The 12,456-nt window shown below is 43.9% G+C and carries 11 protein-coding genes; 5 read left to right on the top strand and 6 right to left on the bottom strand.

What is annotated here, in order from left to right; all coding sequences use genetic code 11:
- Window positions 1-236 precede the first annotated feature (236 nt).
- A complete protein-coding gene (locus ACEW8F_RS10335) occupies window positions 237-1,235 on the top strand; it encodes a dihydroxyacetone kinase subunit DhaK (RefSeq protein ID WP_373483391.1) in 999 nt (332 codons plus the stop codon).
- Window positions 1,236-1,378: 143 nt separating this feature from the next.
- Here the strand turns inward: ACEW8F_RS10335 and ACEW8F_RS10330 are convergent, their stop codons facing one another.
- The 5 genes from ACEW8F_RS10330 to ACEW8F_RS10310 form a co-directional block, all read right to left on the bottom strand.
- Window positions 1,379-2,011, bottom strand: a complete 633-nt coding sequence (locus tag ACEW8F_RS10330) for a B12-binding domain-containing protein (protein WP_373483390.1) — start codon at window positions 2,009-2,011, stop codon at window positions 1,379-1,381.
- A gap of 22 nt (window positions 2,012-2,033) precedes the next feature.
- Entirely contained in the window at window positions 2,034-3,185 is a 1,152-nt protein-coding gene (locus tag ACEW8F_RS10325) for a uroporphyrinogen decarboxylase family protein (protein WP_373483389.1), read from the bottom strand.
- A gap of 197 nt (window positions 3,186-3,382) precedes the next feature.
- Entirely contained in the window at window positions 3,383-4,870 is a 1,488-nt protein-coding gene (locus ACEW8F_RS10320) for an FGGY family carbohydrate kinase (RefSeq protein ID WP_373483388.1), read from the bottom strand.
- Window positions 4,871-5,407: 537 nt separating this feature from the next.
- Window positions 5,408-6,175 (bottom strand): DeoR/GlpR family DNA-binding transcription regulator, encoded by a 768-nt coding sequence (locus ACEW8F_RS10315; RefSeq protein WP_373483387.1) that lies wholly within the window; start codon window positions 6,173-6,175, stop codon window positions 5,408-5,410.
- A 185-nt stretch (window positions 6,176-6,360) separates the two neighbouring features.
- Window positions 6,361-7,284 (bottom strand): sugar-binding transcriptional regulator, encoded by a 924-nt coding sequence (locus tag ACEW8F_RS10310; RefSeq protein WP_373483386.1) that lies wholly within the window; start codon window positions 7,282-7,284, stop codon window positions 6,361-6,363.
- A gap of 203 nt (window positions 7,285-7,487) precedes the next feature.
- On the opposite strand from ACEW8F_RS10310, the gene ACEW8F_RS10305 reads away from it, so the two are divergent.
- The 4 genes from ACEW8F_RS10305 to lsrF are packed head-to-tail and all read left to right on the top strand — an operon-like array spanning window position 7,488 to window position 10,391.
- Window positions 7,488-8,114, top strand: coding sequence for a DAK2 domain-containing protein (locus ACEW8F_RS10305; protein WP_373483385.1), 627 nt, complete (start codon window positions 7,488-7,490; stop codon window positions 8,112-8,114).
- Window positions 8,115-8,141: 27 nt separating this feature from the next.
- Window positions 8,142-8,462 carry a hypothetical protein gene (locus tag ACEW8F_RS10300; protein WP_373483384.1) on the top strand — a complete coding sequence of 107 codons (321 nt, stop codon included), beginning with the start codon at window positions 8,142-8,144 and terminating at the stop codon, window positions 8,460-8,462.
- A gap of 49 nt (window positions 8,463-8,511) precedes the next feature.
- Entirely contained in the window at window positions 8,512-9,510 is a 999-nt protein-coding gene (locus ACEW8F_RS10295) for a dihydroxyacetone kinase subunit DhaK (protein WP_373483383.1), read from the top strand.
- A gap of 2 nt (window positions 9,511-9,512) precedes the next feature.
- Window positions 9,513-10,391: a 3-hydroxy-5-phosphonooxypentane-2,4-dione thiolase gene (gene lsrF / locus ACEW8F_RS10290; RefSeq protein ID WP_373483382.1), complete on the top strand. Its 879-nt coding sequence runs from the start codon at window positions 9,513-9,515 to the stop codon at window positions 10,389-10,391.
- 57 nt (window positions 10,392-10,448) lie between these two features.
- Here lsrF and lepA read toward each other — a convergent pair whose 3' ends face one another.
- Window positions 10,449-12,254: a translation elongation factor 4 gene (gene lepA / locus ACEW8F_RS10285; RefSeq protein ID WP_373483381.1), complete on the bottom strand. Its 1,806-nt coding sequence runs from the start codon at window positions 12,252-12,254 to the stop codon at window positions 10,449-10,451.
- Window positions 12,255-12,456 lie beyond the last annotated feature (202 nt).

Raw genomic sequence — 12,456 nt, 5'->3', positions numbered from 1 at the left:
AATTATTATAACGTATAAAAGCCTTTCTTACAATCTTTTACTCTTATTAAACCAGTTAGATTTATTTTTGATGACATCAAATTTTGTTTTCATGACATCATTATTGTTTTAATAAACAAAATTTGCTAGTATAAATTGTCCAACCGGTTCAATTTTCATATTGAATACTAACAGTTTATTCCGGAACCAGGATTTCAAAGTACTAAAAAACTTTAAAATAAAAAAGGAACACTGTCATGAATCTGAGAAAGTTCATCAATAGACCAGAAAACATTACCTCCGAATTACTGGAAGGGCTGGCCCTGGCCAATCCATTTATTCTTGAGGTAAGGCCCAACAATCTTGTTGTCAACAAATGTCTCGAAACAGCCAATCGGGTAACCATCGTAGCCTTGGGGGGATCAGGTAATGAACCAGCTCTGGAAGGATTTGTTGGTGAAGGGATGATCGACGTGGCAGTTGTTGGAGATGTTTTTGCAGCGCCCGGATATAAGGCGGTCATTGAAGCACTTCATCTTGCTGATAAAGGCAAGGGCATTCTTTTAGTTGTTTTAAATCATGCCGGGGATATGCTGACTGCCACGCGAACCATGGAAGAAGCCCATAAAGCCGACATCAAGGTATCCATGGTTGTCACCCGGGAAGATGTGGCTTTCGCTTCCCGTTGCGATGCGGATCGCCGTCGTGGCCTGGTGGGTTGTGTGCCGCTTTACAAAATTGTTGGTGCCGCTGCCGCCCAGGGAAAATCACTCTATGAAGTAACCGCCATTGCTCAGGATTTTGCCGATAATATGGCTACCATTGCCGTAGCTTGTAAAACAGCCACCCATCCCCAAAATGGTTCGGCTTTTGCAGTACTTGGAAATAACGAAATGGAAATTGGGATGGGTCAGCATGGTGAAGGCGGCGGCGACCGTCAAATAATGAAAAATGCCGACGAAACTGCCATTCTGATGGCCGACTTGCTGATTACTGATTTAAATCTCTGTGCCGGCGAGGAAATTATGGTCATTGTCAATGGCACCGGATCCACCACTATCATGGAGATGCTGATCATTTTTAGATGTGTTCATAAATATTTAAGCGGCAAGGGGATCGTAATCACAGCAAATTGGGTTGAAGAAGTTTTGACCGTTCAGGAACAAGCCGGATTTCAATTATTTTTTGCCCGAATGAATGATCAGAACCTAAGCTATTGGAATGCCCCGACACGAACACCTTATCTGGTGCGATAATAGACCTGAGTATTCTACGTTTTTTATTGTTTCATGTCGAGATCTGGTTTTTTGACACAAAAATAATGCAGTTAATCTAGATTTGACTAACTGCACTAATATTTTCTCTTAATTTTTTTATACATCTGACGCGAAATTTTTAATTATCTTTGACAAATGTCTATCGCGACTGCTGCTGCGGCTCCGGCATCCTTAGCATAAGCATCACAACCCATTCGCTCACAGAACTCCTGGGTAATTGGCGCACCGCCAATCATAATTTTCACCTGATCACGAATCCCGGCATCAACAAAGGCCTTAACCACCTTAGGAGTCTCTGGCATGGTCGTGGTAAGCAAAATCGAACAGGCAACAATATCAGCCTTGTGTTCGATGGCGGCTGCTACAAATTTTTCAGCCGGTACATCAATGCCAATATCAATCACTTTTAATCCTCGGCCTTCCAGCATCATTCCCACCAGGTTTTTGCCAATATCATGCATATCTCCCTGGACACTGCCAAGAATAACGGTACCCAGCGATATGGCATCCTTATCAGTCAATAATGGCTTCAAAACTTTTGATCCTTCCATCATGGCGTGACAGGAACACAGCACTTCAGGAATATACAATTCATCCCGACTGAACTCATCGCCCACAATGGCCATTCCAGCCATCATCGCATCCAGCACCTGCTGAGCGGTTGCACCAGCATTGATGGCTTCATTGACCAGTCCCGGCATGGCAAATTCATCTCCATCATAGAGGGTTTCAGTTATCTTCTTTAGAATTTCCATTTTAATTCTCCCGTCATTTGAGTTAATCCAATTGAATCGGATAATTTCCAAATTCATGGACGCAGTTGACCATGTGCACCAATTTTTCGGCACTCACATCGCCCTGCACATTATGTGCCGGTGCCAAAAGAAATCCGCCGCCGGGAGCCAGCGCCTTAATCGCTTCCCGGACCTCGTTAGTAATATCCTCTTTTGTGCCAAAAGGAAGAATCTTCTGAATGTCAATATTACCATGAAAAACGATCTTATCACCAAACGCTTCTTTTAACTCAAAACGATTCATATCCTTGGCACCTGGCTGCACCGGATCCAGGATATCCACCCCGCTTTCAATGAGATCCGGGATAAAGGGACGAACCGATCCACAGGTATGAAGCATGATTTTTGCTTCGGGATGATACTGATGCAGGGTTTTTTTTGCATGTTCCCAAAGCTCCTGTAAATGCGGTTTGATCACTTTTCTAAAGGTTTTTGGTGACACCAGCGGCCGATCCTGCATCCCCAGATCTTCGCCGCTAAGTCTCAGGATATCTACGTATTCGCCCACCTCTGCCATAATGACCTCATTGGTACGCTTCTGAATCTGACAGATTTTATCCATTAGGGCATGAGCGAATTCCTGGTTATTGATAATATCCCGATACCATCGTTCGTGTCCCCTCATATAAGTGGCCAGTTCAAAAACAGCCCCAGCAAATTTAGCGAGAATCGCCAGATCGGTAGTTTCCCGAACCTCCTTCATTTCTTCCTGCAGACCGGCGTAACGCTTGGGATCTTCAGGATCGGGCCAGTCATAGGTTTCCAGATCTGCAATGGTGGCATTTGCCAGCGGTGGATTAACCAGCTCAAAGTAGAAATGACCACCGTCGATGGCTGTTTTCTTCCAGTAACAACCCCATTCATCAATGAAACTGCCATCATCAAAACTCTTGCTGTGTATCGACACTCCCGATCGCGGCGAAATGTAATACATGTCAATTCCCAGTTTCTTTATCATCTCAATGGGCATCTGCACTTCTGTCCAACGTCCCATCCTTGGGGTTTCTGGCAGGTGTTCCATGTTCAGCACCTTTTTCATATCCCGATACACATCGATGGTCAAAACCATATCCACCGGGACCCGATCAGGTTCTCTGTGATTGGCTGCAGTCATGACTCTTTCTCGCGAATTCATTTTATACCTCCTATTTTGAATCATGGCAATTATAAAATTCATTTACCCTGCTGCGCATATCCTGGTTGTCAGTTTTCATAACCAGAAGAAATCCCGATGCGAATCTCTTCTGATTCATGGGAACAGACAACGAAGCTCGTGCCACTTTCACAATTGCTTATCTTTATCTATTTAGCATCGTGGTGTTACAAATAAAATTAGTAATTCCAATTCATTGATCGCTTGATGGCTTCCTGCCATCCGGCGTAAGCTTTATTTCGTTTTTCTTCAGCAATTTCCGGTGTAAAGCTTGCTTCAATGGTCAGTGCTGCATCAAAATCCTCTTCTTTCCATATCCCGACGTAGAGACCTGCCATTTCTGCTGCCCCTAAACTGGTTGCTTCCACAGAGAAAGGTCGATCTACCTGAACATCCATCATATCGGCCATCATTTGCGCCAATAAGTTATTTTTTGAGGCCCCACCGTCAATCCTGATAGCTTTCATCTTAATACCAGCCTCGTTAGCCACAACGTCCATAATGTCTTTTAATCTAAAGGCGATGCCTTCCAAGGTGGCTCTGACCAGATGTGCTTTTTTCGTCCCCCGGGTGATTCCGAAAATAGTGCCGCGTGCAAAAGGATCATGATAAGGTGCGCTCAATCCCGCCAGCGCCGGAACAAAATATACTCCGTTCGTATCGTCAACTGATCGGGCCAGGGTTTCAGTTTCGCTGGACTCGGCAATCACTTCCAACCCATCTCTTAACCATTGAACAGCAGAACCGGTAACCGATTCATAACCTTCCAGAGCATAAGTCATCACATCTCCGAGTTTCCAGGCAATGACCGTGTTGAGTCCCTGATCGGAAATCACACATTCTGTTCCAACATTAATATCCAAAAATGAACCGGTACCATTCGTGATTTTTCCGGTCCCCGCTGTCCGACAGCCCTGGGCAAATAGAGCGGCATGTTGATCGGCGATCACACCGGTAATCGGAATTTCTGCACCCAGAATATTTTTTTGTGCAACCCCATAGTCCCCCGAGTCTGTAATAATTTCCGGAAATATCTTTGCATCGATTCCAAGATAAGTTAGAAATTCCTCATACCATTCTCCGGTTCTTAAATCAAGACTCCCCATAACAGAGGCATTAGAATAACTGACTGCATGTTTTTTTCCGCCGGTTAATTTCCAGATCAGCCAAGTATCGATGGTTCCGAAGAGAGCTTCGCCAGCTGCAATTTTTTCTTTGATAATAGGAACATTATTGATATACCAATTCAGCATCATCGAAGAATATACCGGAGCCAATGTCCAACCGGTTGTCTTTCTCGCTTTTTCGCCCCATTCTCCAGCATTTAATTCCTGACAGAAGACCGCGGTTCTTGTATCCTGCCAAACGATGGCATTATATAAGGGTTCTCCGGTTTCCTTATCCCACACCAGACAGGTAGCTCGTTGGTTTGTAATCCCGATACAGGCAATTTCTTCAGGAGAAATCATGGCCTCGCTGATCGCTTTTTTACACATTGCCACGCTTTTTTCGTAAATTTCAATAGCATCATGCTCGACCTTGTCTTCACTGGGCGTATACTGTGTGAATTCCTCATAGCTTTGAGCAACAATTTGCAGGTTTTTATTGAAAATCAAAGCTCTGGTACCGGTGGTTCCTTCATCAATAACGAGTACATACTTTTCCATTTTCTACTCCTTCAATTTTTTTTGGTTTGGGAATCTCCTGGTCTGCTTTTTCTTAGCTGTCTGTTTATTGAAATGCCATCAAAGCAATTCAGACTGAATTGAAAATTTACCTACAAATTTTATTTATTTCTTTCAAAAAAACATCAATCATAACAAAAATTAATTTTACAGGACAACTGAAACCAATTCAGTCAGTCATTCGTAATATAGCTATATTTACTACCTTTTATTTGAAATATATCACGATATTTAAACGTTGTCAATAACATTGTAGTTATTTTATGGTGCTATTATATTAACATCTAGAATTATCCTATCTCTTATTTAGTTTCCGCAGCTAAAAAAGTTAGATACTTTTTCTTGATTTACGAATATGCGACAAAATTTTAAATTACTAATTCCCCACTTCTAGGTGATGTTTCAATGATCGTCAATTTTAACGATAGTATTTTTGAGCTTTTCTCATAAAAAAAACGCATCATCAGATTCGATACGTCTTTAATATTAATAGCATCATTTGAGTCGATCCTTTAAAATTTAAATTATCTCGATATTATTACTTTTACAATATTCCTGATAAATTTCCGGTGTTTTATCATCAAGGATAAAACCGTAAAAAACATTCAAATCAACCATTTTTGTCAGCGAAACCTTGTCAAATTTCGAGTAATCTGCCATCAGGTAACACTTGCGACTGATTTCATAAATTGTCTGATTAATTTCAATTTCTTCAAAGGCACCATGAGTAATTCCCTTATCAATCGATACTGCCATAACCCCCATAAAAGCTTTATCGATGTTAAAACTTTTCAAGAATTCATTGGCTTCCTTTCCGTAAAATGCCCCGGAAAAACTGCGCAGCTTTCCGCCTGGCATGTAAACCGTGATCCCTGAAATAGCGGACGCTTTTAATGCCACACTAAGAGAAAGCGTAATTAAATTGATATCTTTAATATTTTCAAGATAGTCAAGAACCAGTTCCACTGTACTGCCAGCATTTAACGCTATAGTATCACCATTCTCAATAAGTCTTGCTGCTTTTTGTGCAATTAACCGCTTCTCTTCAATATTCTGGGTGCGTTTTTTATAAATATCCATTTCAGACGTCGTCTGATAGTTAATTTTTTCTTTTCTGAAAGCTCCACCATAGGACAAGGTAATCCCATATTCTTCGGCCAGATATTTTAAATCTCGTCGGATCGTTGCCTCGCCCACATTATATTTTTGCGAAAGACTGGCAACTTTAACCGAACCTTTACTCATGATTGTATTAAGTATATCTTTTCTGCGATCGATATGTAACATTTGTGTTTCTCCTTATCAGAATCTCTTTTTCATTTTAACCAAGCTAAGATTTTTACTGGTAATCAAGGACACATTTTTCTTAATTTTACGAAACGAATTCCCAAAATTCATCTTTGCTCAAATTGTACCGACAAATCGTCATTATAGCAAGTATAACATAACAAAAACAGTTTTAGAACGAGGCGTCAATTGCTCTCATTGTGGTTTAAAATTTCCTTTGCGGTTTGTTCGGTAATTACCAGATGCCTGATATACCCGGTTCGCAGACAGCTAATGACCGCATTGGTGTTGGATTCCGGGGGAATAATACCGATGACGTGTTTGATTCGTGCCAAAAGCCTTAGGGGAATCTGGATGGCATAATCATCATCCCCTTCAATCTGCTCGCCCTGAAGATTAAAAAAATAAGACAGCAAACTCCCGACTGCTTTCTCCTGAGTGAGTTTCTTGCCAAACCGCAAGGCGGTGCCATGATCTGGCACCAGTGGAAAACTGCCCAGCGTAATTATCGCCGTATCGGTTTTCCGCCACCGTTCAAGAATGTCCTGATAATTATTGGTATTCATAAACAGTTCCTGATCCTGTTCGGTGGTGGGAAAGGCCGGGCTGATCAGGTATTCCGCCTGATACCCAATTTTACGGGACAGATCGGTGGCCAGCTCATTAGGGTGATATCCACGATGGGGAACGGTGGCGGTTCCAATTAAGGGGCAGACAATACCATGTGCTGTTTCGCTGATATTTGTCTGGGGCAGAACTTCAATCATTTTATTGATGTTATATCCCCATCCCAGACCCAAAACCTTTGTTTTATCAAGAAAATCTAATACGACCGCAGCTGCCTCCTGGTAAAGGTCTTCTGCCGATGTAACGACATGACAGGTTTTTAAGTTAAAACGGCGACATAAGCCTTGACTCAATCCCATGTTGGAGTGCTGATACGAAAGGATATCAATTTTAACAATCCCTTCTTTTCTCGCTTTGTTTAACAGATTACTCACCGACGGTCTGGAAATATCCATAATCCTGGCAATTTCTGCCTGAGTCTTATTTTCTTCATAGTATAATTTAGAAATTTGGATAAGTCGCAACAACTCTTTCTCTTTCATTTTTTACTCCGTTTTCTTTACCCATCAGTTTTATTATTGTCTAATATATAACAATACCTATCATATGTCAATATATTTAAAATGAAATGATGTTTAGTAATTATATCTTTATTTTACTCTAACATATGCTAATTTTATTTGACTTCCCTATTAACACTTGTTATACTGATGGCGAAGATGTAAACGATTATGGAGGTGAAATAATGCCGCTTGAACCATTGAAAATCAAAAACCTACTTTTTTATGCCGCCCGGGAAATTGCCGATCATGTTGATATTCTGACTGATCTGGATTGTGTTCTCGGTGATGGAGATCATGGTACAACCATGAAAAAGCTGACCCATGTTATATTTGACCAGATTGATACCTGGAATGAAACCACCGACCTGAAAGCGGGGCTGGAATCCCTCAATGATGCCCTGGAAGATGTCAGCGGCGGTTCAGCTGGACCCTTGTTTGGCGCTTTTATTTATGGTATGGCGGAAGCAGCAGATCCGGAAGCCCCAAATACCGACGCATTTATCAAAAACATTTTACTTGGTGCCTATGACGAATTCTTTGTCACCTCCAAAGCGATTGTTGGTGACAAATCGATGATGGATGCCATCTTTCCAGCTACCGAAGTGATCCGTAGCTCTACCGCTGATATGAAAACAGCCCTCGAAAAAGCTGCGCAGGCCGCCCGGGCCGGATCAGAAAAAACCGCCGGAATGCTGGCAAAATATGGACGGGCCCGCTATATCGGCGAACGATGTTTAGGTCATCAGGATCCTGGTTCGGTTACCTTCGCTTATTTCTACGAAGGACTGGCTAAAGGATATTCAGCATAAATTTCATAATTCTGAAGGGAGAAAAAAATGTACGAAATCATGCACGTTGGTGTTCCGGTTACGGAACCGGTATTGGAAGAGTTTTATGCCGAGGGATTAAAGGTTCATATCTCCGGGCCGGACAACAATCCTCTCAAATTTGAATATCTACGCTTTGAAGAGGGCACCCCACTTCATCCGGATGTTGTTAATTTTACCCACGTTGCCTACAAGGTTCCCAATATTGATAACTTTATCAAGGATCACCAGGCGATTGTTTTAAACGAACGAATGACAGTTGACGAACACCTGGACATTGCCTTTGTCAAAGTCAATGGCACGGTTATTGAATTAATGGAAATGAAATAAATAGCTTCATTTAATCTGTACACAATAATAATTTAAGGGGGAAAATACAATGACGATGAAAAAATTTATTAACAATCCGGATAACATTACGGCTGAATTATTAGAAGGCCTGGCTCTGGCGAATCCCAAAATTCTTGAAGTAACTGATCACAATCTGATCATTAACAAGGGTCTGGCAACTGCCGATCGGGTTACCATTGTTACTATCGGCGGAGCTGGTCACGAACCGGCCCTGGAAGGCTTTGTGGGTGAAGGGATGATCGATATTTCGGTGGTTGGGGATATTTTTGCGGCACCGGGTTACAAGGCTGTGGTAGAAGCCCTGAAGCTTGCCGATAAAGGCAAGGGCGTGCTTTTTGTGGTGCTGAACCATGCTGGCGATATGTTAGCTGGTGACCGAACCATGAAAGAGGTCGAAAAACTGGGATTGAACGTCATTAAGGTGGTTACCCAGGAAGATATCGCTAATGCGCCCCGCTCCGACGCAGCCAACCGTCGTGGCCTGGTGGGCTGTGTGCCCCTGTATAAAATCTGTGGCGCAGCTGCCGCCCAGGGCAAATCTTTAGCCGAAGTAGCTGCCATCGCCCAGGATTTTGCCGACAATATGGCTACCATTGCCGTAGCCTGCAAAACAGCTACCCATCCCCAAAATGGTGCATCCTTTGCCGATCTCGGTGAAGATGAAATGGAGGTTGGCATGGGCCAGCATGGTGAAGGCGGCGGCGGACGCCAAAAAATGGCCACTGCCGACGAAACCGCAGTAATCATGGCTGATGCCCTGGTCAAAGATCTGGATCTGAAATCCGGTGAAGAGGTAATGGTCATTGTCAACGGCACCGGTGCCACCACCATTATGGAAATGCTGCTGGTCTTCCGGCGGGTTCACAAATATCTCAGCGAAAAAGGCATTAGTATTGTCGCCAGCTGGGTTGAAGAAGTTTTGACTGTTCAGGAACAGGCCGGCTTCCAGCTTTTCTTTGCCCGGATGGATCCGGAGAAACTGGCTTATTGGGAAGCTCCGGCCAAAACTCCATATTTGAGTCGTTAATTATGGCAGATCTGGATTCAATTAAAAAGGCCAAAGATTTCGGCTTCGACCAACCTATGGAAAAGCGGAATTTTCATGTTAAAGGGATGGACGATGTGGACTGGGGAATGAAAACCCGACTGTCAAAAATATTCGATCCCCGTAGCGGTCACACCGTGATGCTGGCCTTTGATCACGGTTATATCATGGGACCGACCCAGGGATTGGAGCGGATGGATCTGGCCATCCCGCCGCTGCAGGACTATGCCGATGTGCTGATGGCCACCCGGGGGGCACTGCGAACCTGTATCCGTCCGGACCACGGCAAGGCCATCGCCCTGCGTTGTTCGGCCGGGAGTTCAGTTTTGAAAGAGGATATGAGCAAAGAGATCATCGGCGTCAACGTCGAAGACGCCATCCGTATGAATGCCACCTGTATGGCGATTCAGGCCTTCATCGGATCTGAAAATGAATGCCAGAGCATCGAAAATATTATCAAAACCGTGGATGCCGGCAACCGTTATGGCATCCCCACCCTGGGCGTGGTGGCGGTGGGCAAGGAGATGGAACGAACCACCAAATACTTTTCCCTGGCCACCCGGATGCTAGCTGAATTTGGGGTTCAGATTGTCAAAGTCTATTACTGTGATAACTTTGAAGAAGTCACTGCGGCCTGTCCGGTTCCGATTGTCATCGCCGGCGGCAAAAAGGTTCCCGAACAGGAAGCTTTGGAAATCACCTATCAGGCCCTTCAAAAAGGCGCTGCCGGGGTGGATATGGGTCGGAACGTCTTCCAGGCCGACAACCCGGCGGCAATGATTCAGAGCATCCGCAAGGTTGTTCACGAAAAGTTTACTGGCGCCGAAGCCTTTGAATTTTACACCGATCTTTCTTCTCGTTAATCATCAAAAAAAGCTGTATCGGATGAGCAACTCATCCAATACAGCTTTTTAATTTGATTAGGAATCCAGCTTGAGTACCGCCATAAATGCTTCTTGCGGTACTTCAACATTACCAACCTGACGCATCCGCTTCTTGCCCTCTTTCTGTTTTTCCAACAGTTTTCGTTTACGGCTGATGTCCCCACCATAACATTTGGCCAGAACATCTTTACGCATCGCCCGGATCGTTTCGCGGGCGACCACCTTGGTGCCAATGGCAGCCTGAACGGGGATTTCAAACATCTGCCGGGGAATCTCTTCTTTTAATTTTTTGGCGATCAGCCGACCGCGGTTTGCCGCCTTGTCCCGATGGACAATAAAGGATAAGGCATCGACCAGTTCGCCATTGAGCAGAATATCCAGTTTGACCAGATCTGAGGGCCGATATTCTTTGATATCATAATCAAAGGAGGCATAACCCCGGGTCCGGGATTTAAGCGCATCAAAGAAATCATAGATAATCTCATTAAGGGGCAATTCATATTTCAGGATGACGCGGTTTTCTTCGACGTAATCCATGGTCAGATAAACACCCCGACGTTCCTGGCACAGTTCCATAATCGCACCCAGGTATTCGGACGGCACCATAATGTCGGCATTGACAATCGGTTCTTCCATGGTTTTAATCTCCACCGGACCGGGAAGATTAGCAGGATTATCCACCCATAATTCGGTCCCATCGGTTTTAATGACCTTATATATAACACTGGGAGCGGTGGTGACCAGATCCAGATTGAATTCCCGTTCCAGCCGTTCCTGAATGATTTCCATATGGAGCAGACCGAGGAAACCGCAACGAAAACCAAAGCCAAGGGCCATCGATGTTTCGGCCTCATAAAGCAGGGAGGCATCGTTTAGCTGCAGTTTGGCCAGGGCTTCTTTCAAATCTTCATAGCGGGAGCCGTCGGCCGGATAAATCCCGCAGAAAACCATGGAAGTCACTTTTTTGTAACCCGGCAGAGGTTCTTGCGCAGGATTGTCAGTTTCGGTAATGGTATCCCCGACCCGGGTATCACGGACATTTTTTATTCCGGCGTTGACATAGCCAACGTCACCGGCGCAGAGTTCATCAATGGGAATTAAGCCTCTGCCAAAAACCCCAACCTCATTAACTTCAAATGTTTTGCCGACGGCCATCATATCAATTTTCATGCCCTTGCGGATTTTTCCCTGAATGACCCGAACCGAGGCAATAACACCCAGATACTGATCATAATAGGAATCAAAAATAAGTGCCTGCAATGGTGCCTCAACATCGCCTTTTGGTGAAGGCACTTTTTTGACAATGGCCTCCAGTACTTCCCGGATATTGAGCCCGGCTTTGGCTGAAATCAGGGGTGCATCCTGGGCTTCAATGCCAATGACATGTTCAATCTCATCCTTGACCCGCTGGGGATCAGCACTCAACAGGTCGATCTTGTTGATGACGGGAATAACCTCCAGATTATTCTCCAGGGCCAGATATACATTGGCAATGGTCTGGGCTTCAATGCCCTGGGAGCCGTCCACAATCAGCAATGCGCCTTCACAGGCGGCCAGACTCCGGGACACCTCATAGGTAAAATCGACATGACCGGGGGTATCAATCAGGTTTAAAATATACTCTTCGCCATCATCGGCGGTATACAACAAGCGGACGGCCTGAAGCTTGATGGTAATGCCCCGCTCCCGTTCAATATCCATATTGTCCAAAAACTGTTCTTCCATGTCCCGTTTGCTCATCATACCGGTGTCTTCAATGAGTCGATCCGCCAGGGTTGACTTGCCATGATCAATATGAGCGATAATGGAAAAATTTCGTGTATGTAATTGTTTGTTTGTCAATTTTTTTAATCCTCTACTTTCAAATCTATATCAATGGTTAAAATACTCTTTAAATCTCTGATTTTTATACCTAGATCAATATTCTATCAAGAAATATTTTTTTTGTCACGTTTTTTCTTGATAATATTCTTTAAATGTGTTAGAATTGCTATGTTATAAATAAATGAGGGGGGTGAACCCATGGCTAACATTAAATCGGCTA

Origin of the sequence: Acetobacterium sp. (genome assembly GCF_041752335.1) — a bacterium.
Taxonomy (GTDB): domain Bacteria; phylum Bacillota; class Clostridia; order Eubacteriales; family Eubacteriaceae; genus Acetobacterium.
The sequence above is the reverse complement of the archived record's forward strand: the minus strand, read 5'-3'. Positions and strand labels throughout refer to the sequence as shown.